Origin of the sequence: Pseudoroseomonas sp. WGS1072 (genome assembly GCF_049340465.1) — a bacterium.
Lineage (GTDB): Bacteria > Pseudomonadota > Alphaproteobacteria > Acetobacterales > Acetobacteraceae > Pseudoroseomonas.
This window is the reverse complement of sequence record NZ_JBMPSU010000001.1, coordinates 2976564-2998657: the sequence shown is the minus strand read 5'-3', so window position 1 is coordinate 2998657 and position 22094 is coordinate 2976564. Positions and strand designations below refer to the sequence as shown.

The following is a 22094-nucleotide window of genomic DNA, read 5'->3' as shown; positions in this document are numbered from 1 at the left end:
AGCCATGGACGTGACGCTTCGGATCGGCCGCCGCCGCCTCGCCAGCCTGCTGGCGGCGGGCGGGAGCGTGGCGCTGCTGCCCGCCCTCACGCGGCCGTCGCAGGCCGCGACGCCGGCGGAGATCCGCCAGCGGGGCCGCATCTCCGTCGGCGTGCTCACGGACTACCCGCCCTTCGGCGGCACGGATGCCGAGCAGAAGCCGGCGGGCTACGACGTGGATGTCGCGCGGCTCTTCGCCAAGGAACTCGGCGTCGAGCTGCAGCTGGTGCCGGTGACGGGCCCGAACCGCATCCCCTTCCTGCTGACCAACAAGGTGGACATGCTGATCGCCACCTTCGGCATCACCGAGGAGCGCGCCAAGCAGGTGCTCTTCTCGCACCCCTACAGCGCCTTCACCACCTACATCCTGGCGCCGAAGTCGGCCGCCATCTCCGGCCCCGACGACCTGAAGGGCGTGCGCGTCGGCGTGGCGCGCGCCAGCACGCAGGATCTCGCGGTGATGGCGATCGCGCCCAAGGAGATCCGCATCATGCGCTTCGATGACGATGCGACGACCACGCAATCCCTGATCTCGGGCCAGACACAGGCGATCGGCGCCAGCAGCACCGTGCTGGCGCAGCTTCGGCAGAACTATCCGAAGCTGGAGATCGAGCCGAAGTTCACGCTGCGCGCGCAGGCCAATGGCATGGCCTTCCGCAAGCAGGACGAGGCGCTCCGCGACTTCAGCAACGACTTCATCAAGCGGCTGGTGGACAGCGGCGAGCTGGGCCGGATCTATGAGCGCTGGTTCGGCGCGGCGATGGACCCGCTGCCGCCGATGCCGCAGTTCTAGATCGGAGCGATGATCGGGGGCGAAAGGGAGGGCTTCTCCTCCCTGCCCCTACCCCCGATGCCCGAAGGAGGCTGTCAGCCAGCCGCCATGTCGGCGACGGCCTTGCCTCCGCCATGCTGGATCAACCAGAGCTGGTGATGCGCTTCGACCAGCGCCTCCAGCCCCTGGCGGCGGTTGATGTCGGAAGGGTTGCGGTGAAGGCTGTGCTCCAGCACTTCCAGCAATTGACGCGCGACCGCGATCTCGCCCTGGGCACAGGCCTGCTGGAAGGCGAGGAGGATCTTGTCGGAGAGCCGGCGCGTCGTAGGGGTAAAGCGGAGCATGAAGGCCCTGCATCCTGCGTGACGATGGGTCAGCGAACGGTTCGATCGCCAACGGCACTATAAGCGCATGCCATGCAGTTTGCACAAGGTAAATTGAAGTCGACCGTTGAGCAAGAAAATTCGTCTTCGTCTCAGTTTTTTTTGATCGCGGCCTGATGACGTCACCGAACCGCCGACATTCTTTCACGCATCGTCTTGCATGATGTCTGACAACTCGCCTATGCATCACCGCCCTGCGACCCGCCCATCCGGCCCGGCGCCAAGTCCGCCAGGTTTGTAAAGCGGAGAATTGCAACCGTTGCGGGAGGAAGCGATGCCGGCGAGACCGATGACATTTCGGCGGACCGGCGCCTCCCGGCTTTCGCCCCGGGCAAGTCCGCCCGGCGGCAGGACCGATGGAGGAAGCAAGTCCATGAATGCCCTGTTGTCCCGCAGAACCCTGGCGCTGGCCGCCCTCCTGGGCGCCGCCGCGTGGCCGGCCCAGGCCCAGCAGCGCGCCTATCCCACCCAGCCGATCCGCGTCATCGTGCCCTTCTCCGCCGGCACCTCGGACACCGTGGCGCGGCTGGTGACACAGCCCATGGGCCTGGCGCTCGGCCAGCCCTTCGTGGTGGAGAGCCGGCCGGGCGCTGGCGGCAATATCGGCAGCGAGGCCTGCGCGCGCGCCCCGGCCGATGGCTACACCATCTGTCTCGGCACGATCAGCAGCCACGCCATCAACCCCGCCACCTATGCGAAGATGCCGTATGACAACCTGAAGGACTTCGCGCCGATCACCCAGCTCGCCGCGCAGCCGAACGCCCTCGCCGTCCGCATGGACCTGCCGGCGAAGACGGTGGCCGAGCTGATCGAGATGATGAAGAAGAAGCCCGGCGACTTGAACTACGGCTCCTCCGGTGTCGGCACCTCGGTGCATCTCGCCGGCGCGCTCTTCACGCAGATGACCGGCACCGAGGCCGAACACGTGCCCTATCGCGGCAGCGGACAGATCGTGACGGCGCTGCTCGGCGGCGAGCTGCCCATGGCCTTCGACAACTTCTCCTCCGTCTGGCCCTTCGCACGGGACCAGAAATTGCGCATCCTCGGCGTCACCTCGCTCCAGCGCAGCCCGGCCGCGCCGGACATCCCGGCCATCGCCGAAACCCTGCCCGGCTTCGAAAGCCTGTCCTGGCACGGCCTCTTCGCGCCGGCCGGCACGCCGCCCGAGATCGTCGCGCGGCTGCAGCAGGAGGCCAAGGCGGCCCTGGCCACGCCGACGGTCGCAGCACGCTTCCAGGAACTCGGCATCACGCCGGTCGGCAGCGATCCCGAGACCTTCGGAAAGTTCGTCGCCAGCGAGACCCAGCGCTGGGGTGCGGTGGCGCGCAAGGCGCAGATCCGCATCGACTGAGCCAGGCGGCGTTGCGGCGGGGTTGCATCCTCGCCGCGACGCGGCTAGCCGTTGGGCACGGGCGTGGCGTCGACGCCCCGCTTCCGGATGGGCAACACCTTCCTTCGGTCCTGCCGCGACCATCCGGCAAAGATCCAGGGAGGAGCCCCGATGCCGCGCATCCGCGCTGCCATCCTTTCGGGCCTGCTGCTGAGTATCCTTGGCGTGACAGGCCCCGCGCACCGCGCCGCCGCCGCGGAGATCACCATCGCCTGCGGCGCGCTCGGCCAGGAACTGGAATTGTGCCGCGACGGCGCCGAGGCCTGGGCGAAGCGCACCGGCCACACGCTGAAGATCGTCTCGGTGCCGAATTCCGCGAGCGAGAGGCTGGCGCTCTACCAGATGATGCTCGCAGGGGGCGCCTCGCAGATCGACGTCTATCAGATCGATGTCGTCTGGCCCGGCATCCTCGCCAACCACTTCATCGATCTGAAGCCCTACAGCGGGGGTGCGGAGAAAAGCCACTTCCCCGCCATCGTGGAGAACAACACCGTGGACGGCCGGCTGATCGCCATGCCGCTCTACACGGACGCCGGCGTCCTCTACTACCGCAAGGATCTGCTGGAGAAGCACGGCCGCCCGGTTCCCGCCACCTGGCAGGAGATGACCGAGACCGCGCGCCTGATCCAGCGGGCCGAGCGCGGCGGGGGAGAGGCCGGGCTCTGGGGATATGTCTTCCAGGGCCGCGCCTATGAGGGGCTGACGGTGAACGGGCTGGAATGGATCGCCAGCTCCGGCGGCGGCACCATCGTCGACGCGGAAGGCCGCATCACCATCGACAATCCGCGCGCCGCCGAAGCACTCGCGCTCGCCGCGAGCTGGATCGGCGACATCACGCCGGAAGGCGCGCTGACCTACACCGAGGAGGAGGCGCGCGGCGTGTTCCAGTCCGGCCACGCCGTGTTCATGCGCAACTGGCCCTATGCCTGGGCCCTGGCCCAGGGCGAGGACAGCCCCGTGCGCGGCCGGACCGGCATCGCCGCCCTGCCGCATGGCGAGGGGGGCAGGCCCGTCGGCATCCTCGGCGGCTGGAATCTCGCCGTCTCGCGCTATTCGCGGCATCCGGACGAGGCCGCGGACCTCGTCATGGCGCTGGCCGGGCCGGAGGAGCAGAAGCGCCGCGCCATCCTCGCCGCCTACAACCCGACCCTCCCCGCGCTCTACGAGGATGCCGAGATCCTGGCGGCCAATCCCTTCTTCCGGACGCTTCACGCGACCTTCAGCCAGTCCGCCGCGCGGCCCTCCCGCGTCACCGGCACCAAGTACAACCGGGTGTCCCACACCTTCTGGACACGCGCGCATGAGGCGCTCTCGGGCCGGATGACGGCCGCGGCCGCCGTGGCGGCGATGCGGCATGACCTGCGGCGCCTGAGCCGGCGGGGCTGGTGATGACGCGGCACGACGATGCCCTGGGCCTGGCGCGCATCCGCATCCGCGCCGCTTGGATGTTCCTGGCGCCGACCCTGATCGTGCTGGCGGCGGTGGCCGGCTGGCCGCTGCTCCGCACCATCTGGTTCAGCTTCACCGATGCCGAGCTTGGCAACCTGTCCGGCTACCGCTTCATCGGCTTCGCCAACTACCTAGAGCGCTACGAGGGGGAATGGCTGGGCCTGCTCGCCGATCCGGCCTGGTGGGGCGCCGTGCGGCGGACCATCTGGTTCGCCCTCGTCTCCGTCTCGCTGGAGGCCGTGCTGGGCATGATCGTCGCGCTGGCGCTCAACGCCCGCTTCCCCCTGCGCGGCCTGGTGCGCGCCGCCATCCTGATCCCCTGGGCCATCCCGACCATCGTCTCCGCCCGGATGTGGGCCTGGATGCTGAACGACCAGTTCGGCGTCATCAACCACGCCCTGCTGGCCCTCGGCCTGATCGACGCGCCCGTGGCCTGGCTGGCCGATCCCGACCTCGCCCTCTGGGCCGTGGTCATCGTCGATGTCTGGAAAACCACGCCCTTCGTGGCGCTGCTGATCCTGGCCGCGCTGCAGATGCTGCCCGGCGACTGCTACGAGGCGGCGCGCGTCGACGGCATCCATCCGGTGCGCGTCTTCTTCCGCGTCACGCTGCCGCTGATCCGGCCGGCGCTGGTCGTCGCGCTGATCTTTCGCGCCCTCGACGCGCTGCGCGTCTTCGACTTGGTCTATGTGCTGACCTCGGGTTCCGCCGGCACCATGTCCATGTCGGTCTATGCGCGGCAGCAGCTGGTCGACTTCCAGGATGTCGGCTACGGCTCCGCCGCCTCCACCCTCCTGTTCCTGGTCATCGCCCTCCTGACGCTGTCGGTGGTGGTGCTCGGGCGGCTTCGGCTGGATGGGGAGGCAGGCCGATGAACGCCGCCCGCCTCGCCGGCCGGCTGGCCTTCGCCCTGCTGCTGCTGGCCATCGTCCTCTTCGCGCTGTTCCCCTTCTACCACGCGCTGGTCACCTCCTTCCGCTCGGGCAGCGAGCTCTTCATCCCCGGCCTGTTTCCGGCCGCGCTCGACCCCCGCAACTACGCGCTGGTCTTCACCCAGCAGAATTTCGGCCGCACGGTGCTGAACTCGGTGCTGGTGGCGGTGGCCGTTGTCGGCTTCTCCATGCTGCTCGCCGTGGCCGCGGCCTATGCGCTGGGCCGCGTGCGCTTCCGCGGGCGCGGCGCGCTGATGCTCACCATCCTCGGCGTCTCGATGTTCCCGCAGGTCGCCGTGCTGTCCGGCATGTTCGAGCTGATCCGCGCCCTCGGCCTGTACGACACGCTTCCGGGTCTGATGCTGGCCAATCTCGTCCTCACCCTGCCCTTCACCGTCTGGGTGCTCACCACCTTCATGCGCGAACTGCCGAAGGAGCTGGAAGAAGCGGCCTATGCCGACGGCGCCTCGCCGCTCACCGTGGTGCGCCGGGTCTTCCTGCCGCTGCTCTGGCCCGCCATGGTGCCGACGGCCCTGCTGGCCTTCATCGTCTCCTGGAACGAGTTCCTCTTCGCCTTCACCTTCACCCTCTCGGCGGAGACGCGCACGGTGCCCGTCGCCATCGCCCTGCTCAGCGGTGGCAGCCGCCAGGAACTGCCCTGGGGGCTGGTGATGGCCGCCTCCGTCATCGTCACCCTGCCGATCGTCGCGCTGGTGCTCGCCTTCCAGCGCAAGATCGTCTCGGGCCTCACCGCCGGCGCGGTGAAGGGCTGACACCAAGGATCGGGAATCATCACATGGCCGGAGTGTCCCTGCGCCGGGTCCGCAAGAGCTTCGATGGCCAGACGGTCATCCGCGACATCGACCTCGACATCGCCGACGGGGAGTTCTGCGTCTTCGTCGGCCCCTCGGGCTGCGGCAAGTCGACCCTGCTGCGGCTGGTCGCCGGGCTGGAGACGGTGAGCGGCGGCGCCGTCCTGATCGGTGGCGAGGACGTGACCGCGGCGCCGCCGCGCGCGCGCGGCATCGCCATGGTCTTCCAGTCCTACGCGCTCTATCCGCACATGACCGTGCGCGAGAATATCGCCTTCGGCCTGGAGACGCGCCGCGCGCGCAAGGCGGAGATCGCCGCGCGGGTCGAGGCGGTGGCGAAGCGGCTGGAGCTGGAAGGGCTGCTGGAGCGCCTGCCGAAGCAGCTTTCCGGTGGGCAGCGCCAGCGCGTCGCGATCGGCCGGGCCATCGTGCGCGAGCCGCGCGTCTTCCTCTTCGACGAGCCGCTCTCCAATCTCGATGCCTCGCTGCGGGTGCAGATGCGGATCGAGATCGCCAGGCTGCATCAGTCGCTGCGGACGACGATGATCTACGTCACCCACGATCAGGTCGAGGCGATGACGCTGGCCGACAAGATCGTCGTGCTGAACGCGGGCCGCGTCGAGCAGGCCGGCGCGCCCACGGAGCTTTATCGCCATCCCCGCAACCTCTTCGTCGCCGGCTTCATCGGCAGCCGGCGGATGAACTTCCTCCCCGTCCGGGCCGAGGGGATGCGGGACGGCGCGGTGGAGGTCCTCCTGCCGGGCGGCGGCCGCCTCGCCGTGCCGGTCGCCGGAGAGGGTGCCCAGGCCGGAGAGGCGCTGACCCTCGGCATCCGGCCGGAGCATCTGCGCCTGGCCGGCGGTGCGCCGGATCTCGCCGGCCCGGTCGAGGTGGTGGAGGAGCTGGGCGACGAGCAGCTTGCCTATCTGCGCCTGCCGGATGGCGGCCTGGTCACGGCGCGGCTCGAATCCGGCACGGCGCCGCGCGAGGGCGAGACGGGCGCGCTCGAACTTCCGCCTGCCGAATGCCACCTCTTCCGCGCGGATGGCAGCGCCCTCGGCCGCCCCTGAGCGCGAGGGCTGGACGCCCTCTCCGCTCTGACCGATCCTGCCTCTCCGCGCCGCAACGACGGCGCGGCACGGGAGAGACGGATCATGACCCAACGCCGCGCGCTGCTGCGCGCCAGCCTCGCCGCGCCCCTGGCCCTCGCCTGCCCCGCCCTGGTCCGCCCCGGCCTGGCCCAGGTCGGCTGGCCGCAGCGGCCCATCCGCCTGATTGTCCCCTTCCCGCCCGGCGGCTCGACCGATGTCATCAGCCGCCTCTACGCCGAGCGCATGGGCGCCTTGCTCGGGCAGCCGGTGGTGGTGGAGAACCGACCGGGCGCGAGCGGCAATCTGGGCATCGACGCCGTGGCCAAGGCCGCGCCGGACGGACACACCCTCGGCGCCGCCACGGTGAGCATCCTCGCCATCAACCAGTATCTGTTCGGCAGCATGCCCTTCGATACGGAGAAGGACGTGATGCCGGTCGGCCTCGCCTGGGAGACACCGAACGTCGCCGTCGTCGCGCCGCAGCACAATCCGGCGCGGACGCTCGGTGAGTTCCTAGACTGGGCCAGGAAGAAGCCCGAGGGCATCACCTACGGCTCGACCGGGATCGGACAGACCACGCATCTCTCCAGCAGCATGCTGTTCAGCCGCACCGGGGTGAAGGCGACGCATGTCCCCTATCGCGGCGCGGCGCAGACGGTGCCAGCGCTGCTGGCGGGGGATGTCGATATCGTGCTGGACAACCTCGCCTCGCAGATCGCGCTGATCCAGGAGGGACGGATGCGCGGGCTGGCGGTCACCAGTGCCGGGCGCTAGCCCACCCTGCCCCAGGTGCCCACCATCAGCGAGGCCGGGGTGCCCGGCTTCGTCATCAGCGTCTGGGGCGCCTTCGTCGCCCCGGCCGCCACGCCGGCACCCATCGTGGAGCGGATCAACGTGGCGATGCGGCAGGTGGGCGGGGACGAGGCAATGCAGCGGCGGCTGCTCCAGGGCGGCGCCCTGGCGCTGTCGGGCACCGCGGAGGAGGCCGCGGCCCGCGTCGCGCGGGAACGGCCGATGTGGCGGCAGGTCGTCCAGGAGTCCGGCGCCCGCGCCGACTGAGGCGGGCGGCGGATGCCGCACCGGCCCAGGCCGGCGGGGCATCCCTCACAGGTCGAGCCAGGGCAGCTCCTCGCGCGGGCGCGCCAGGTCGGGGTTCTGCGCGATCATGCGTTCCCAGACCCGTCGCGTGACCGACTGCGCCTCGCGCAGCAGGGCGGGCTCATCCACCGTCAGGACCCGGCCGTCGCGCAGGACGAAGTCGCCATCGACCATCACGGAGCGGACGGTGCCGGGGTGGCCGTAATGGACGATGTTCGAGACCAGCCGCACGACGGGCCGCATCGCCGGCGTGTTCAGGTCGATGAAGGTCAGGTCGGCCTTCTTGCCGGCCTCGATGCTGCCGATGTCCGACGCGGCGCCGAGGCTGGCTGCGGCGTCGCGCGTCACGGCATCGAGGATCGTCTGCGGCCCCGGCAGCACGCCGCCTTCCCGCTCCCGGCCCCGGCCGGTGCGATGCAGGATCGAGCCGATGCTCATGGCCTGGAACATGTCCTCGGTCATGTTGTCCGTGCCGATGGCGACACGCACGCCGGCGTCACGGATCAGGCCGAGCAGGGCGGGATGCATGCCGCGCCGGCGCGAGATGCTGGCCGGGGTGTGCGCCATGGTCACGCCGCGCGCGGCGAGCAGCCCGATATCCTCCGGCGTGCAGAAGGTCCAGTGCGCCGCCGTCAGATCGGAGCCGAGAAATCCCTCGCGGTCCAGATAGGCGGCGGAGGTGGTGCCGCGCGCCGCCTTCACCGCCGCCACCTCGCCCGGGCTCTGCGACAGGTGCACGGTGCGCGTCAGCCCGTGCCGGGCCGCGAGATCCAGCAGCTTGCGCAGCATGGCGGGCGAGCAGTTGTCCGGCGCATGCGCCGCCACCTGGCAGCGCACGCGGTCGCCGTGGCTGCCATGCAGCGCCTCGATCATCGCCTCGGCGCGGTCGAGGAACTGCGCGCCGAAGGCCGGGTCCTCGCGGTAGTCGCCGTGGCGGATCCGGCGCGTGTCGATGTCGGCGCAGCTTTCCGAGAGCCACAGCCGGAGGCCGGTCGCCGCCATGGCCTCCGCATAGGAGGCGACGTGCCGGAAGGGATCGACCAGCGTCGTCGTGCCGCTGCGGATCGCCTCCAGGCAGCCGAGCGCCGCCATGACCGAGCGCTCCTCGCCCGACATGGTGTAGGAGACGGGCGACATGTAGCCGTAGATCATGTCGCCGTCCCAGTCCTCCACCGTGCCCCGCAGCACGGTCAGGACGGTGTGGGTATGGGCGTTGACCAGGCCGGGAAGCACGGCCAGCCCCCGCGCGTCGATGCGCTCGGCGCCGGGATGCGCGGCCTCCAGCACCTCGGCGGGCGCCACGGCGGCGATGCGCGCGCCGCGCAGCAGAATGGCCTGGCCCGCCAGCACGCGGCGCTCCGCGTCGCAGGTGACGATCGCCGCGCCGGTGATCAGCCTCTCCATCGGCTCAGTTCTCGCCGGCATCGATGCTGATCCGCTGCAGGGCCTGGCGCTCCAGGCCGTGCTTCCTCAGGATCTCCAGATAGGTGCCGTTGGCCACCAGGCGCTGCAGCGACGCCGCCACGGCATCGCGCAGGTCGGTGGTGTCCTTCGGGAAGGCCATGCCGGAGAGGTTGCGGGTGATCGGCTCGCCCACCTCGACGAAGGCGCCCGGATTGAGCTGGCGCAGGTAGACGACATATTCGGCGCCGAGGATGGCGCCTTCCGCGCGTCCCTGCTGCAGGTCCGTGCGCGAGGCGGCGGCGCCTTCCGTGCCGATCACCTGCATGGCCGGCCTGCCGGCGGCGACGCAGTTCCTCTCGCTCCAGGCCTGGGCCGAGGGGAAGTAGTTGGTGGTGCGCGGCGTCGCCACGCTGCGGCCGCAGAAGTCGGTGGCCTTCTCCGCGCCCTTCCGTTGGGCCGCCGTGGTGAAGATCTGCGCGCCGGTGCTGACGTAATCGACGAAGCTCAGCCGCTCGCGCCGCGCCGGAAGGTCGGTCATCGAGCTGCCGCTGAAATCGACGCGGCCGGTGGTGATGGCCGGAATGAGTTGGGCGAAGGCCATCTCCTCCCAGCGGATCTCGACGCCGAGATCCTTGCCGATGGCGGTGACGAGATCGACGTTGACGCCACGCCGCTCATTCGTCGCCGGGTCCTTGTAGGCCATCGGCGGATAGGTGGCCTCGATGCCGACGCGGAGATAGCCCTGCTGGCGGAAGCGCTCGGGCAAGGATGCCTCCTGCGCCGCCGCGGATCTCGCGGCCGGAACGGCGGCGACCAGGCAGGCCAGGGCCGCGACGGCCAGGCGACGGAGCGGACGGGACATGCAACCTCCTCCATGAAAAAGGCCGAATGAAAAAGGCCGGGGCGCCGTGCCCCGGCCCATCGACGCTCAGCCGGCCCGCGCCTCGCAGGCGGCGAAGTGGTCGGCGATCTCCCCGCCCGTCGCGATCCAGACATCGCCGCAGGATCGGGCATAATCGAGGAAATGGCGCAGCAGCCGGAGGCGCATCGGCCGGCCGCTGCATTGCGGATGCAGCACGGTGGTGACCATGCCGCCCCAGTCGCGGATCTCGTCCAGCTCATCCTGCCAGATCGACAGCACCGCCTCGCGCGGCTGGATGGTGTGGCGGCTGTAGCGATGCGACAGGCCGAGCAGCCAGTCGTCATAGCAGGCCGTCACCGGCAGCTCGATCAGGCCGGGCGTGCCATCGTCGAGCAGGTGGCGATAGGGCCGGACATCGTCACGGAAGGAGGAGGTGTAGAGCAGGCCGCGCCGCTTCAGCAGCACGCGAAGCTCCTCGCAGAACTCCCCGGAGGGCGCGCGGTAGCCGCGCGGCACCACGCCGAGGCGCCGCTTCAGCACCTCCAATCCGCGCTCCACCTCCTCCGCCAGCATCGGATCGCCCGGCTTCGGCATCAGATGGTGGAAGCCGTGGTGGCCGATCTCGTGCCCCTCGGCCAGGATCGCCTCGCACATCGCCGGATGCGCCTCGACGGACCAGCCGGTGATGAAGAAGGTCGCCTTCAGCCCCTGCTGGCGCAACAGCTCCAGCAGCTTGCGCGTGCCGACGCGGGCCTCGTAGCCGCCGAAGGACATGGTGACGAGCTCGCCGTAGCGAGCGGGGTCGTTGCCGGTCCAGGCCGTCTCGGCATCCACGTCGAAGGAGAGGAACATGGCCGCGCGATGGCCGCCGGGCCAGGGGAATTCCGGCGCCAGGGGCGCGCGGTTGGCGGGCGCCAGCGGCACCCGCTCGGCCGGTTCACTCACCGCCATTGACCTGGATTTCCGGGATGGCGCTGGGCGTGAGCTGCCACTTGGCCAGCAGCCTCGCATAGGTGCCATCGGCCATCAGCGCCTTCAGCCCCTCGACCAGGGCCTGCTGCAGCTGCGTCTCCTCCTTGCCGGTGGCGATGCCCATCAGCGTGTAGCGCACCGGCTCGCCGATCGGCGCATAGGTGTTGGGCTCCTGCCCCATGATGTAGGGCAGCGTCTCGCCCCCCTGCATGGCGGCATCGATGCGGCCCTGGCGAAGCTGGGTGCGCGCATCGGCCGAGCCCTCGGTCGGCACATAGACGATGGCGGGCCTGCCCTTGCCCTCGCACTCGGCCTCGCTGAAGGCCTTGATGTCGTTCGGCAGCGCCGTGCGCCGGCTGGCGCCGACGCGCTTGCCGCAGAGCGCCTGCGGCTCCGGGAACTCGGCGGCGCGGCTGTGCTGGGTGAAGAACTGGCTGCCGGAGCGGAGATAGTCGATGAAGGTGGCCGTCTCCTGCCGGCTCTTCAGGTCCGACATGCCGGAGAGGATGATGTCGACCCGGCCGGTGCGCACCGAGGCCAGCATCTGGTCGAAGCTGGTCTCCTGCCACTGCATCCTGACGCCGAGCTTCTCGGCCAGGGCCTGGCCGAGCTCGACGTCGAAGCCGGTCAGCTCATTGGTCTGCGGGTCGCGCAGCTCGAGTGGCGGGTAGTTCGGCACGATGGCGGCGACGATCGCCCCGCGCGAGGTGATGCGCGCGGGCAGCTCCGCCGCCTGCGCGGCGGCGAGAGGCGTCAGCATGGTGGCGGCGAGCGCCAGAGCCTTGAGCATCGTGGATGTCCTTCAGGAGAGAACGGCGGAGAGGAAGGCCTTCAGCCTGTCCTCGCGGGGATTGGCGAGCACCTCGGCGGCAGGGCCGGATTCGACGATGGCGCCGCGGTCCATGAAGACCACGCGGTCACCCACCTCACGGGCGAAGCCGAGCTCGTGCGTCACCACGATCATGGTCATGCCGGTGGCCGCCAGCTCCTTCATCGCCGCCAGCACCTCGCCCACCAGCTCGGGGTCGAGGGCGCTGGTCGGCTCGTCGAAGAGCATCAGCTTCGGCTTCATGGCCAGCGCGCGGGCGATGGCGACGCGCTGCTGCTGCCCGCCCGAGAGCTGCGCCGGATAGTTGCCGGCCTTGTCGGCCAGGCCGACGCGCTCCAGCAGCGCCTTCGCCTCGCGCACCGCCTCGGCGCGGTTGCGGCCCTGCACCTGCACCGGGCCCTCGATGACGTTCTCGAGCGCGGTCATGTGCGGGAAGAGATTGAAGCGCTGGAAGACCATGCCGGTCTTGAGCCGCTGCCGCGCGACCTCCTTCTCGGAAAGGCTGTGCAGCCTGTTCCCCGCGATGCGCCAGCCGGTCAGCTCGCCATCGACCCAGATGGCGCCGCTGTCGATGGTGACGAGCTGGTTGACGCAGCGCAGCAGTGTCGTCTTGCCGGAGCCCGAGGCGCCGATGATGCAGACCACCTCGCCGGTCCGGACGTCGAGGGAGACGCCGTCGAGCGCCTGGAAGTCGCCAAACTTCTTGCGCACGTCGACGATCGAGACAAGAGGTGGGGAGACAGGAGAAGCGGGTTGCGCGCTCATCGGCCACCTCCCGTGCCGCGCGCGAAGCGGCGTTCGAGCAGCATCTGCAGCGGCGTCAGGATCGAGACGACGACGAGGTACCAGATGGCGGCGACGATCAGCAGCTCGATGACGCGGGAATTGGCGTAGTAGATGTTCTGCGCCGCGTGCAGGATCTCGGCGAACTGGATGACGCTGGCGAGCGAGGTCAGCTTCACCATGCCGATGAACTCGTTGCCGAGTGGCGGGATGACGACGCGCATGGCCTGCGGGAAGACGATGCGGCGCAGCGCCTTCATCCGCGTCATGCCGATCGCCTTGGCCGCCTCGTACTGCCCGGCATCGACCGAGAGCATGCCGGCGCGGATCACCTCGGAGGTATAGGCCCCCTGGTTGATGCCGAGGCCGAGAAAGGCGGCCAGCGCCGGCGTCATGACATCGACGGTCCGCATCGACCAGTCGCCGAAGCCGAGCGTCGGGAAGATCAGCGCGATGTTGAACCAGAGCAGCAGCTGCAGGATCACCGGCGTGCCGCGGAACAGCCAGGCGTAGCCCATGGCCACGCCCTGCAGCACGGGGTTGGGCGACATCCGCATCACCGCGGCGGTGACGCCGAGGAGGATGCCGAGGCCCATGGCGGCGAAGGTCATCCAGATGGTGTTGACCAGCCCGGTCATGATCGCCGGCGCGGTCAGGAAGCGGCCGACGAAATCCCATTCGATCTGGCCGACGGCGAAGGCGCGCGCCAGCCCGGCCAGCAGCAGCACAATGATGGCGACGGCCAGCCAGCGCCCCCAGTGCCGGTCCGGCACATGGGTGAAATGCGCGATGTCGGGCAGGGCCGGGGAAGAGTGGGGTGCCGCGCTCATCCGCTCAGCCGGCCTTGCGCGGCGGCGCGATGGCGCCCTTCTGCGAGGAGATCAGCCCATAGGTCTCGGGGCGGCGGTGCATCTCGAAGTTGAACATCTTGGTCTTGCCCTGCAGGCAGAGGTCGAGGTCACACTCTGCGACGACCACCTCGTCGGCCAGCGTCCGCGTCTCGGCAACGATGCGGCCGTTCGGATCGACGATGCAGGAGCCGCCGATCAGCCCCGAGCCGTCCTCCTCGCCGGCCTTGGCCACCGCCACCGCCCAGCACGCGTTCATATAGGCGTTGGCCTGCGCGGCGAGCTGCGAATGGAAGGTGCGCAGGCCCTGATCCTCGGTCTCGCCGCCGTTCGGATCGTAGGCCGCGGAGTTGTAGCCGACGAGCATCATCTCCATGCCCTGCAAGGCATAGACGCGCCAGGCCTCGGGCCAGCGGCGGTCGTTGCAGACCAGCATGCCGAGCACCGGCTCCCCCCAGCCTTCCGGCCCCCGGAAGGCCGGGAAGCCGAGGTCGCCATACTCGAAGTAGCGCTTCTCGAGCTGCTGGAACCGCGCGCCCTCGCGCGGCTCCACCGAGCCTGGCAGGTGCATCTTGCGGTACTTGGCCAGGATCGTCCCGTCCGGCCCGACGGTGACGGCGCTGTTGAAGCGCTTCCCCTCCGGGGTCTTCTCGGCATAGCCGATATAGAAGCCGACACCGAGCTCGCGCGCCCTGTCGAACAGCGGCTGGGTTTCCGGCCCGGGCAACGCCGCCTCGTAGTAGGGATCGAGCGCCGCCTCATCGAGCAGCCAGCGCGGGAAGAAGGTGGTGAAGGCCAGTTCCGGGAACACCACCAGCTGGGCGCCCTCCGCCGCCGCGCGTTCCAGCAGGGCGATCAGCCGGTTCAGGGTCTGCGAACGGGGATCGGCCTTCTGGGTCGGCCCCATCTGGGCGGCGGCGACGCGGAGAATTCGGGGCATGCTCGGGACCTTCAGCTTGGGGCCGCCGCTCAGGGGGCGGGACGGAGAATGCGAGGGCTATTCTGTCGCACAGAAATCAGGCAGCGCAATTGATCCGTCTATAAGAAATCGCGACTTATCATAAAGGTTCGTTATGGTATGGCGCGAAGACAGGCATAGAGGTCCGTGAGCCGCCCGTGCGGGGAGGCTCGGCCGAAACGGTTGACGGGACCGGGCGATCTGTCACACCTCGCCAGCTTGTGCCGACAACCAGCCGACAAGGCAGCGTGATGACCGAACTGGCCTTCCACAATAGCGCCACGCGCCGGCGGGAGCCGTTCCTCCCGATCGATCCGCAGCATGTGCGCCTCTATGTGTGCGGGCCGACGGTCTATGACCTGGCGCATCTCGGCAATGCCCGGCCGGTCGTGGTCTTCGACGTGCTGGCCCGGCTGCTTCGCCGCCGCTACCCCCGCGTCACCTATGTCCGCAACATCACCGACGTGGACGACAAGATCAACGCCCGCAGCCAGGAGAGCGGCGAGCCGATCGCGGCCATCACCGCCCGCACCACGGCCGATTTCCACCGCGACATGGCCGCCCTCGGCTGCCTGCCGCCGGATGAGGAGCCGCGCGCCACCGACAATATCGGCGCCATGATCGCGCTGATCGAGCGGCTCATCGCCAATGGGCATGCCTATGCGGCGGAAGGCCATGTGCTCTTCTCGGTGTCGAGCTTCGCCGATTACGGCCGCCTCTCCGGCCGCAGCACGGAGGAGCTGCTGGCCGGGGCGCGGGTCGAGGTCGCGCCCTACAAGCGCGAGCCGGGCGATTTCGTGCTGTGGAAGCCCTCGGAGGAGGCCCAGCCGGGCTGGGACAGCCCCTGGGGCCGGGGCCGGCCGGGCTGGCACATCGAATGCTCGGCCATGTCCTGGCGTTATCTCGGCCCCGATTTCGACATCCATGGCGGCGGCCACGACCTGCTCTTCCCGCATCACGAGAACGAGGTGGCGCAGTCGCTCTGCGCCTTTCCCGGCTCACGCTTCGCGCACACCTGGCTGCACAACGGCATGCTGCTGGTCGATGGCGAGAAGATGTCGAAGTCGCTTGGCAACTTCCTCACCGTCCGCGACATCCTGGCGCATGGCCCCTGGGCCGGCGAGGCCTTCAGGCTGCTGCTGCTCAAGACGCACTACCGCGCCGCCCTCGACTACACCACCGAGCGGCTGGAGGACGCCAAGGCCGAGCTGGATGATTTCTACGCCCTGCTGGCACGCGATCTGCCGGCCGCAGAGGAGGGCGACGCCCTGGTGTCGGAGATGGCGGACTGGGCTTTGGAGCCGCTGGCCGACGATCTCAACACCCCCCTCGCCCTGACCCGCCTGCGTGACCTGCGCACGCTGGAGAATGTCGCCACGGTCGGCGGCTCGGCGGCCTCGGTGCTGCACCGGATCGGCCGCAACTGGCAGCCGGGGTCCGGACAGGCGGCGGCGGCGCTGCGGCGGGCCGCCGCCGTGCTCGGCCTGCTGGGCGGCGATCCGCGCGCCTGGCGCCAGGGTGGCGACGATGCCGAGGCCGGGGAGATCGAGACCGCCATCGCCGCCCGCCTCGCGGCGCGGCAGGCCAGGGACTGGGCGGCGGCCGACCGCATCCGCGCCGAACTCGCGGCGCGCGGCATCGTGCTGGAGGACGGACCGGGCGGCACCACCTGGCGCCGCGCCTGAGGCCACCGACGGGCGGCCGACGGGGCCTCAGGCTTCGGGCTGGCGCCGGGCGGCGGAGCGCCGTGCCGGCGCCTCGCCCGCCAGGCGCTCGCGGAGCAGCCGGGCGGCCCGCAGCCCCAGCATCCCCAGCCCGGCCAGGCCGACCCAGACCGCCGGACGCGGGCCGAAGGCGAGATCGAGATTGGCCAGCAGCACCGGCCCCGGCGGCACGCCCGAGGCCACCGCGTACCACCCCGCTTCCAGCAGCGCCGTTGCCAGGGCCGCGGCCAGGGCGAGCAGCAGCAGGCGCCCCGGCCCCGGCACGCCCTGCCGGGATGCCCCGGACCTCGAGGGCGCCAGAGGCCTTGAGGGCACCGGGGACCTTGAAAGCGCCGGCCCCGGCCTCAGCAGGCGATAGCCCATCAGCCAGAGGAAGAGGCCGCTCATCAGAATGGCCTCGGTCACGTCGATCTTCGATTGCAGGGCGAAATGCACCAGCGCGAGGACAGCGATGCCATAGACGGCGCGGTGCAGCGCCTGCCAGCGGCGCCCGCCCAGCCGCCGCACCCATCCGTCGGTGGAGGTGGCGCCCAGCACGGCCAGGCCCAGCAGGGCGAGGAAGCCGATGGTGAGATAGACGCGGAGCGCGATCTCGGAGGCGATGCGCGGCAGGTCCCATTGCAGATCCAGCGCGTAGAGCAGCAGGTGCAGCAGAGCATAGGCTAGGGCGCCGAGGCCGAGCATCCGCCGCACCAGCATCGCCTCCGGCCAGCGCAGCAATTGCCGCAGCGGCGTCACCAGCAGGGAGATGAGCAGGATCCGCACCGCCCAGAGGCCCGTGCTGTGGATCGCCTCCATGATCGGTCGGCCGCCCAGCGCCCCTTGTCCGGCCTGCGCCGCCAGCCACAGGCCGGGCAGGAAGAGGCTCGCCAGGACCATGGCCTTCAGCGCCGAGAAACGGCCCTGGCGGTCGCGCCATGGCCAGGGGAAGGTCCGCCTCGGCGGCGGCGCCGTGATCTGCCGGGTCATGCCGCCTCCGTCCCTGCGCAGGGCGCATGTGGGGGCGTCGGCGCCCCGCGCCAGTCCAAAAGTTGTGGCAAGGGCGCCACGGCGTCTTGCCTTCCCCCCGTGTCAGGGTGACACCACGGGCGCGGCGCCACGCGCCACCCCCTTTCCGCCGCGCCTCCTGCCGGCGGGACTTCGCTTCTTCCAGACCGGAGGCACGACATCATGCCCCTCTGCATGCCCTTCTGCGCTTCCCTGCGACTCGCCGCCCTCGCCGGCCTGCTCCTCGCCGCGACGCCCGCCTGGGCCCAGCATGCCCAGCATGGCGCGGCCTCCGCCGCCTCCCCCTCCACCGCCGAACTCCAGGCCGCCAGCCAGCGCATGCACAAGGCGATGGACATCCCGCTGACCGGCGACCCCGACCGCGACTTCGCCGCCGCCATGATCCCGCACCACCAGGGCGCCATCGACATGGCCCGCATCCAGTTGAAGTATGGCAAGGACCCGGTGCTGCGGCAGATGGCGCAGGAGATTATCGAGGCGCAGGAGAAGGAGATCAGCATGCTGAAGACCTTCCTGCAGCCGGGGCGCTGAGCCCCTTTCCTTGCGGCGCGGCCCGGTTTATCGGGGCCGCACCGCAACCGGGACCCCCGAGGATGACCCTGCCATGACCGGCCGCGAGGGCGGCGCCGACCTGAAGCCGCTGCCGGGCGAGAGCCCGATCGTCGTGCTGGTGCGCCCGCAGCTCGCCGAGAACATCGGCACGACGGCGCGGGCCATGGCCAATGGCGGGCTGTTCCACCTGCGGCTGGTGGCGCCGCGCGATGGCTGGCCGCAGGAGCGTGCCTGGTTCGCCTCCTCCGGCGCCGACCGCATCCTCGACGCCGCCACGGTGCACGGCACCCTGGCCGAGGCCTTGTCCGACTGCCACCGCGTCTTCGCCACCTGCCCCCGGCCGCGCCATATCGTGGCGCCGCTGCGCACCGCCCGCGCCGCCGCCGAGGACCTGGTGGAGATCTGCCGCGGCCGCGGCCTGCGCAGCGCCGTGCTCTTCGGCCCCGAGCGCACCGGCCTCGACAATGACGACATGGCGCATGCCGATACCTGGGTGCGCTATCCCCTGAACCCGGACCATATGTCGCTGAACCTGGCGCAGGCCGTGATGATCCTGGCCTATGAGTGGTGGAACGCCGCCGAGGACCGCACGCCACCGCGCCAGCTCGTCACCAACGAGACCCGCGTGGCGACGAAGGGGGAGCTGGAGGGCCTGCTCGGCCGCCTCACCGCCGAGCTGGATGCCTGCGGCTTCCTCGACAACCGGCAGAAGCGGCCGGGCATGGTGCGGAACCTGCGCCACTGGTTCGAGCGGGGCGAGGTGACCGAGCAGGAGTTGCGCACCCTGCATGGCGTGGTCACGGAACTGTCCCGCGGGCGGATGCGGCGCGGCCGGCCGGCGCCGGAGGACCCGCCGCCGCCCTGGGCGGAGCCGCCCCTCGCTTGACCTCCGGTCGGGCCGCTGCCTAGCCTCCCTGCCAAAATCGGGAGGAACCATCATGCGGCGTCGCTCGCTTCTGCAGGGGGCCGGCCTGGGCGGCCTCGCCCTCACCCTGCCCTCGCTTGGCGCGCCCGCCCTGGCCCAGGGCAGCCGCGCCAGTACCCTGCGCTTCGTGCCCCAGGCCAATCTGACGGCGCTGGACCCGATCTGGACCTCGGCCATCGTCACCCAGATGCATGGCTACCACGTCTATGACACGCTCTACGCCGTCAATGGCGCGCAGGAGCCGCAGCCGCAGATGGCCGAGGGCCACACGGTCTCGGACGACCGGCGCGTCTGGCGCATCCGCCTGCGCGAGGGGCTGCGCTTCCACGATGGCGAGCCGGTGCGGGCGCAGGATTGCGCCGCCAGCCTGGCGCGCTGGGCGAAGCGCGATCCCTTCGGCCAGTTGCTGGGCAGGGTGGTGGAGCGCTGGGGCGCGGCGGATGACCGCACGGTGGAGATCCGGCTGACCAGGCCCTTCCCCATGCTGCTCGACGCCATCGCCAAGCCCGATGCCAATGTCGCCTTCATCATGCCCGAGCGGCTGGCCGGGACCGATGCCAACACGCAGATCGCCGAGGTGATCGGCTCCGGCCCCTTCCGCTTCCGTCCCGGGGAATTCGTCAGCGGCAGCCGGGCCGTCTACGAGAAGTTCGATGGCTATGTCCCGCGGTCCGAGGCGGCCGACTGGGCCAGCGGCGGCAAGGTGGCACATTTCGGCCGTGTCGAATGGCACATCATGCCGGATGCGGCGACCGCCGCCGCGGCGCTGCAATCGGGCGAGGTGGACTGGGTCGAGCAGCCGCTGAACGACCTGCTGCCGACCCTTCAGCGCGCCCGCAACCTCCGGCTCGATACCCTCTTCCCCACCGGCTCCCTGAGCCTGATGCGGCTGAACCACCTGCATCCGCCCTTCAACGACCTGAAGACGCGACAGGCCGTCGCCCTGGCGGTCAGGCAGGCGGACTACATGCAGGTGACGATCGGCGAGGATCGCTCGCTCTGGCGGGAATGCCGCAGCCTCTTCCCCTGCGGCACGCCCTATGGCACCGAGGATCTCTCGGAACTGGCACGGCCCCCGCGCGACCTGGCGCGCGCCAAGGCGCGGCTGGCGGAATCCGGCTATTCCGGCCAGCCGGTGGTGATCATCAACCCGACCGACTTCCCGCTGATCGGGCCGCACGGCCAGCTCACCGCCAGCGTGCTGCAGGATCTGGGCATGACGGTCGACCTGCGGGACTCCGACTGGGGCACGGTGGTGCAGCGGCGCGTCAGCCAGGAACCCGTCGAGAAGGGCGGCTGGAGCATCTTCCACACCTACGGCTCGGCGATGGCCTATGCCAATCCGGGCGCTTCCTCCCTGGTCAAGGGCACCGGACGGCAGGGCTGGTTCGGCTGGTACGAGAACCCGGCCATCGAGGCCATGATCCAGGAATGGCTCGACGCGCCGGACGCCGACCGCCGCAAGACGGTGGCCGACCAGATCAATAAGCTGGCGCAGGACGACGTCGCCACCATCCCGCTCGGCCAGTTCGTCACGCGCACGGCCTATCGCAGCGACCTGAGCGGCTTCGTCAAGGGCAGCATGCCCTATTCCTGGGGCGTCCGGCGCGGCTGAGCGCCGCGCCCTCGGGGCCGGAAGCCGATCGCGCTCTCAGGGCAGCCTGTGCCCGATCGGGGCGCGATCGACCCGCCAGGATTGCGGCCAGTAGCCCGCCTTCTCGGTCCAGGCGAGGCCGAGCGCCACGGCCAGGACCACCAGCATCACCACCGCCTTGCGCCGCGCCGGCGGGCGCCGGAGCAGCTGGCCGATGAAGACGGTCAGCCGCAGCAGCGGCCCCATGGCGCCGGCCTCAGCCGCCGACGCGGCGCGTCATCGTCCGCATCGTGACGAATTCCTCGGCCGCCGTCGGATGGATGCCGACGGTGCGGTCGAAATCCTCCTTGGTCGCGCCGGCGACGATGGCTACCGCGATGCCCTGCATGATCTCGGCCGCGTCCTCGCCCAGCATATGCGCGCCGAGCACACGGCGGGTCCGCTCGGCCACGACGAGCTTCATCAGGGTCCGGCGCGGCTGGCGGCTGATGGTGTGGCGCATCGGCGTGAAGCGGGCGATGTAGATCTCGGCCGGTCCCAGCCGCGCCGCGGCCTCCTCGGTCAGCCCCACCATGGCGGCGGGTGGCGAGGTGAAGACGGCGGTGGGCACATTCTGGATGCTGGCCCGCCGCGGGGTCTTTCCGAACAGCGTATCGGCCAGGGCATGGCCGATGGCGGTCGCCACCGGCGTCAGGTTGAGCTGGTCGGTGACGTCGCCGATGGCGAAGATATGCGGCTGGGTCGTCGCCTGATCGGCGGTGACCGGAATGCAGCCCGAGCGGCCGGTCTCGATGCCGGCCTTCTCCAGCCCCAGCCCCGAGGTGTTGGGCAGGCGCCCGACGGCGAGCTTCACCTGGTCCGCCACCAGGCTCAGCCCCGGCCGCGTGGTCAGCCGGATGCCGCCCTCCGCGCGCTCCAGCGCGGCCATCTCCTGGCCGGGGTGCAGGCGGATGCCCTGGTTGATCAGCGCCTCGGCCATGGCCTCCCGCAGATCCTCGTCGAAGCCCCGCAGCGGCAGCGGCTGGCGGTAGACCAGATCGACCTCGGCCCCGAGGCCGCGGAGCAGGCTGGCGAATTCCAGCGCGATATAGCCGCCGCCGGCAACGATGACCCGCCGTGGCAGGGCCTTCAGGGAGAAGAGGTCGTCCGAGAGCAGGCCCAGCTCGGCGCCGGGGATCTCGGGGCGCATCGGCTTGCCGCCGACGGCGATGACGATGCGCTCGGCGGTGACGCGCCGCCCGCCCACCTCCAGCGTATGGGGGTCGATGAAGGTGGCGCGGGCGTCGAAGCGCGTGACGCCGGCATTGCCGAGCAGGCGCTCGTAGATGCCATTCAGGCGGGCCACCTCGGCATCGCGCGCGGCGGCGAGCTTCGCCCAGTCATGCGGGCCCCGCACCGTCTCCCAGCCGAAAGCCGCCGCCTCCTCGGCCCATTGCCCGTACTCGGCGGCATGCACCATGATCTTCTTGGGCACGCAGCCGACATTGACGCAGGTGCCGCCCCAGAAGCGCTCCTCGGCCACCGCGACCCTCGCGCCATGGCCGGCGGCGATCCGGGCGCAGCGCACGCCGCCCGACCCCCCGCCGATGACGAAAAGGTCGAAGTCATACTGGCTCATTGGCGGGCGCCCTCGTCATTGCTGCGATCCACCGGCAAGAAGGGGCGCCGG

Annotated in this window: 21 protein-coding genes and 1 pseudogene; 11 read left to right on the top strand and 11 right to left on the bottom strand. The window is 70.5% G+C overall.

All coding sequences use genetic code 11. The features are described from left to right. Positions 1 to 4: 4 nt before the first annotated feature. Positions 5 to 832, top strand: a complete 828-nt coding sequence (locus tag ACF3NH_RS14050) for a transporter substrate-binding domain-containing protein (RefSeq protein ID WP_422923649.1) — start codon at positions 5 to 7, stop codon at positions 830 to 832. A gap of 74 nt (positions 833 to 906) precedes the next feature. Here ACF3NH_RS14050 and ACF3NH_RS14045 read toward each other — a convergent pair whose 3' ends face one another. Further along, on the bottom strand, positions 907 to 1155 hold the full coding sequence (locus ACF3NH_RS14045) for a hypothetical protein (RefSeq protein WP_198367897.1): 249 nt from the start codon (positions 1153 to 1155) through the stop codon (positions 907 to 909). A gap of 412 nt (positions 1156 to 1567) precedes the next feature. Here ACF3NH_RS14045 and ACF3NH_RS14040 point away from each other — a divergent pair, with 412 nt between their 5' ends. From ACF3NH_RS14040 to ACF3NH_RS14015, 6 genes and pseudogenes are all read left to right on the top strand, one after another. After that, entirely contained in the window at positions 1568 to 2545 is a 978-nt protein-coding gene (locus ACF3NH_RS14040) for a Bug family tripartite tricarboxylate transporter substrate binding protein (RefSeq protein WP_422923647.1), read from the top strand. 150 nt (positions 2546 to 2695) lie between these two features. Then, complete coding sequence (locus ACF3NH_RS14035) at positions 2696 to 3973, top strand: ABC transporter substrate-binding protein (RefSeq protein WP_422923645.1); 1278 nt, start codon at positions 2696 to 2698, stop codon at positions 3971 to 3973. Further along, positions 3973 to 4908, top strand: a complete 936-nt coding sequence (locus tag ACF3NH_RS14030; protein ID WP_198367900.1) for a carbohydrate ABC transporter permease — start codon at positions 3973 to 3975, stop codon at positions 4906 to 4908. The genes ACF3NH_RS14035 and ACF3NH_RS14030 overlap by 1 nt, the downstream gene beginning before the upstream one ends. Next, the gene (locus ACF3NH_RS14025) at positions 4905 to 5738 is read left to right on the top strand and encodes a carbohydrate ABC transporter permease (RefSeq protein WP_422923642.1); all 834 of its coding nucleotides are present in this window, start codon (positions 4905 to 4907) and stop codon (positions 5736 to 5738) included. The genes ACF3NH_RS14030 and ACF3NH_RS14025 overlap by 4 nt, the downstream gene beginning before the upstream one ends. A gap of 23 nt (positions 5739 to 5761) precedes the next feature. Further along, entirely contained in the window at positions 5762 to 6847 is a 1086-nt protein-coding gene (locus ACF3NH_RS14020) for an ABC transporter ATP-binding protein (protein ID WP_422923640.1), read from the top strand. A gap of 84 nt (positions 6848 to 6931) precedes the next feature. After that, a pseudogene (locus ACF3NH_RS14015) lies at positions 6932 to 7927 on the top strand (Bug family tripartite tricarboxylate transporter substrate binding protein). A 45-nt stretch (positions 7928 to 7972) separates the two neighbouring features. Here the strand turns inward: ACF3NH_RS14015 and ACF3NH_RS14010 are convergent. The 7 genes from ACF3NH_RS14010 to ACF3NH_RS13980 all read right to left on the bottom strand — a co-directional run bounded on the left by ACF3NH_RS14010 (position 7973) and on the right by ACF3NH_RS13980 (position 14604). After that, complete coding sequence (locus tag ACF3NH_RS14010; RefSeq protein WP_422923638.1) at positions 7973 to 9391, bottom strand: amidohydrolase family protein; 1419 nt, start codon at positions 9389 to 9391, stop codon at positions 7973 to 7975. Next, positions 9375 to 10232, bottom strand: coding sequence for an ABC transporter substrate-binding protein (locus ACF3NH_RS14005; protein WP_422923636.1), 858 nt, complete (start codon positions 10230 to 10232; stop codon positions 9375 to 9377). Before ACF3NH_RS14005 ends, ACF3NH_RS14010 begins: the two co-directional genes overlap by 17 nt. A 66-nt stretch (positions 10233 to 10298) precedes the next feature. Further along, a complete protein-coding gene (locus tag ACF3NH_RS14000) occupies positions 10299 to 11183 on the bottom strand; it encodes a polysaccharide deacetylase family protein (RefSeq protein WP_422923634.1) in 885 nt (294 codons plus the stop codon). Next, positions 11170 to 11994 (bottom strand): ABC transporter substrate-binding protein, encoded by an 825-nt coding sequence (locus ACF3NH_RS13995; RefSeq protein WP_198367907.1) that lies wholly within the window; start codon positions 11992 to 11994, stop codon positions 11170 to 11172. Before ACF3NH_RS13995 ends, ACF3NH_RS14000 begins: the two co-directional genes overlap by 14 nt. 12 nt (positions 11995 to 12006) lie before the next feature. After that, a complete protein-coding gene (locus tag ACF3NH_RS13990) occupies positions 12007 to 12798 on the bottom strand; it encodes an amino acid ABC transporter ATP-binding protein (RefSeq protein ID WP_422923632.1) in 792 nt (263 codons plus the stop codon). Continuing rightward, on the bottom strand, positions 12795 to 13646 hold the full coding sequence (locus ACF3NH_RS13985; RefSeq protein WP_422923630.1) for an amino acid ABC transporter permease: 852 nt from the start codon (positions 13644 to 13646) through the stop codon (positions 12795 to 12797). The genes ACF3NH_RS13990 and ACF3NH_RS13985 overlap by 4 nt, the downstream gene beginning before the upstream one ends. Positions 13647 to 13650: 4 nt before the next feature. Then, positions 13651 to 14604, bottom strand: a complete 954-nt coding sequence (locus ACF3NH_RS13980; RefSeq protein ID WP_422923628.1) for an N-carbamoyl-D-amino-acid hydrolase — start codon at positions 14602 to 14604, stop codon at positions 13651 to 13653. A gap of 269 nt (positions 14605 to 14873) precedes the next feature. Between ACF3NH_RS13980 and cysS the strand changes: the two genes are divergently transcribed. Next, positions 14874 to 16307 (top strand): cysteine--tRNA ligase, encoded by a 1434-nt coding sequence (gene cysS / locus ACF3NH_RS13975; protein ID WP_422923626.1) that lies wholly within the window; start codon positions 14874 to 14876, stop codon positions 16305 to 16307. 27 nt (positions 16308 to 16334) lie between these two features. Here the strand turns inward: cysS and ACF3NH_RS13970 are convergent, their stop codons facing one another. Next, a complete protein-coding gene (locus ACF3NH_RS13970) occupies positions 16335 to 17315 on the bottom strand; it encodes a protein-methionine-sulfoxide reductase heme-binding subunit MsrQ (protein WP_422923624.1) in 981 nt (326 codons plus the stop codon). A 201-nt stretch (positions 17316 to 17516) separates the two neighbouring features. On the opposite strand from ACF3NH_RS13970, the gene copM reads away from it, so the two are divergent. From copM to ACF3NH_RS13955, 3 genes are all read left to right on the top strand, one after another. Next, positions 17517 to 17885, top strand: a complete 369-nt coding sequence (gene copM, locus ACF3NH_RS13965) for a CopM family metallochaperone (RefSeq protein WP_422923622.1) — start codon at positions 17517 to 17519, stop codon at positions 17883 to 17885. A 73-nt stretch (positions 17886 to 17958) separates the two neighbouring features. Beyond that, on the top strand, positions 17959 to 18792 hold the full coding sequence (locus ACF3NH_RS13960) for an RNA methyltransferase (protein WP_198367913.1): 834 nt from the start codon (positions 17959 to 17961) through the stop codon (positions 18790 to 18792). 52 nt (positions 18793 to 18844) lie between these two features. Continuing rightward, positions 18845 to 20446 carry an ABC transporter substrate-binding protein gene (locus ACF3NH_RS13955; RefSeq protein ID WP_422923620.1) on the top strand — a complete coding sequence of 534 codons (1602 nt, stop codon included), beginning with the start codon at positions 18845 to 18847 and terminating at the stop codon, positions 20444 to 20446. 36 nt (positions 20447 to 20482) lie between these two features. On the opposite strand, the gene ACF3NH_RS13950 is transcribed toward ACF3NH_RS13955, so the two are convergent. Both ACF3NH_RS13950 and gorA read right to left on the bottom strand, forming a co-directional pair. After that, complete coding sequence (locus ACF3NH_RS13950) at positions 20483 to 20671, bottom strand: hypothetical protein (protein WP_198367915.1); 189 nt, start codon at positions 20669 to 20671, stop codon at positions 20483 to 20485. Positions 20672 to 20681: 10 nt separating this feature from the next. Beyond that, positions 20682 to 22043 (bottom strand): glutathione-disulfide reductase, encoded by a 1362-nt coding sequence (gene gorA, locus ACF3NH_RS13945; protein ID WP_422923618.1) that lies wholly within the window; start codon positions 22041 to 22043, stop codon positions 20682 to 20684. Positions 22044 to 22094: the final 51 nt, after the last annotated feature.

Excerpts from the sequence above, each read along its gene's own strand:
- ACF3NH_RS14050 (WP_422923649.1), top strand. The coding sequence starts at position 5 with ATGGACGTGACGCTTCGGATCGGCCGCCGCCGCCTCGCCAGCCTGCTG.
- ACF3NH_RS14045 (WP_198367897.1), bottom strand. The coding sequence starts at position 1,155 with ATGCTCCGCTTTACCCCTACGACGCGCCGGCTCTCCGACAAGATCCTC.
- ACF3NH_RS14040 (WP_422923647.1), top strand. The coding sequence starts at position 1,568 with ATGAATGCCCTGTTGTCCCGCAGAACCCTGGCGCTGGCCGCCCTCCTG.
- ACF3NH_RS14035 (WP_422923645.1), top strand. The coding sequence starts at position 2,696 with ATGCCGCGCATCCGCGCTGCCATCCTTTCGGGCCTGCTGCTGAGTATC.
- ACF3NH_RS14030 (WP_198367900.1), top strand. The coding sequence starts at position 3,973 with ATGACGCGGCACGACGATGCCCTGGGCCTGGCGCGCATCCGCATCCGC.
- ACF3NH_RS14025 (WP_422923642.1), top strand. The coding sequence starts at position 4,905 with ATGAACGCCGCCCGCCTCGCCGGCCGGCTGGCCTTCGCCCTGCTGCTG.
- ACF3NH_RS14020 (WP_422923640.1), top strand. The coding sequence starts at position 5,762 with ATGGCCGGAGTGTCCCTGCGCCGGGTCCGCAAGAGCTTCGATGGCCAG.
- ACF3NH_RS14010 (WP_422923638.1), bottom strand. The coding sequence starts at position 9,391 with ATGCCGGCGAGAACTGAGCCGATGGAGAGGCTGATCACCGGCGCGGCG.
- ACF3NH_RS14005 (WP_422923636.1), bottom strand. The coding sequence starts at position 10,232 with ATGTCCCGTCCGCTCCGTCGCCTGGCCGTCGCGGCCCTGGCCTGCCTG.
- ACF3NH_RS14000 (WP_422923634.1), bottom strand. The coding sequence starts at position 11,183 with ATGGCGGTGAGTGAACCGGCCGAGCGGGTGCCGCTGGCGCCCGCCAAC.
- ACF3NH_RS13995 (WP_198367907.1), bottom strand. The coding sequence starts at position 11,994 with ATGCTCAAGGCTCTGGCGCTCGCCGCCACCATGCTGACGCCTCTCGCC.
- ACF3NH_RS13990 (WP_422923632.1), bottom strand. The coding sequence starts at position 12,798 with ATGAGCGCGCAACCCGCTTCTCCTGTCTCCCCACCTCTTGTCTCGATC.
- ACF3NH_RS13985 (WP_422923630.1), bottom strand. The coding sequence starts at position 13,646 with ATGAGCGCGGCACCCCACTCTTCCCCGGCCCTGCCCGACATCGCGCAT.
- ACF3NH_RS13980 (WP_422923628.1), bottom strand. The coding sequence starts at position 14,604 with ATGCCCCGAATTCTCCGCGTCGCCGCCGCCCAGATGGGGCCGACCCAG.
- cysS (WP_422923626.1), top strand. The coding sequence starts at position 14,874 with ATGACCGAACTGGCCTTCCACAATAGCGCCACGCGCCGGCGGGAGCCG.
- ACF3NH_RS13970 (WP_422923624.1), bottom strand. The coding sequence starts at position 17,315 with ATGACCCGGCAGATCACGGCGCCGCCGCCGAGGCGGACCTTCCCCTGG.
- copM (WP_422923622.1), top strand. The coding sequence starts at position 17,517 with ATGCCCCTCTGCATGCCCTTCTGCGCTTCCCTGCGACTCGCCGCCCTC.
- ACF3NH_RS13960 (WP_198367913.1), top strand. The coding sequence starts at position 17,959 with ATGACCGGCCGCGAGGGCGGCGCCGACCTGAAGCCGCTGCCGGGCGAG.
- ACF3NH_RS13955 (WP_422923620.1), top strand. The coding sequence starts at position 18,845 with ATGCGGCGTCGCTCGCTTCTGCAGGGGGCCGGCCTGGGCGGCCTCGCC.
- ACF3NH_RS13950 (WP_198367915.1), bottom strand. The coding sequence starts at position 20,671 with ATGGGGCCGCTGCTGCGGCTGACCGTCTTCATCGGCCAGCTGCTCCGG.
- gorA (WP_422923618.1), bottom strand. The coding sequence starts at position 22,043 with ATGAGCCAGTATGACTTCGACCTTTTCGTCATCGGCGGGGGGTCGGGC.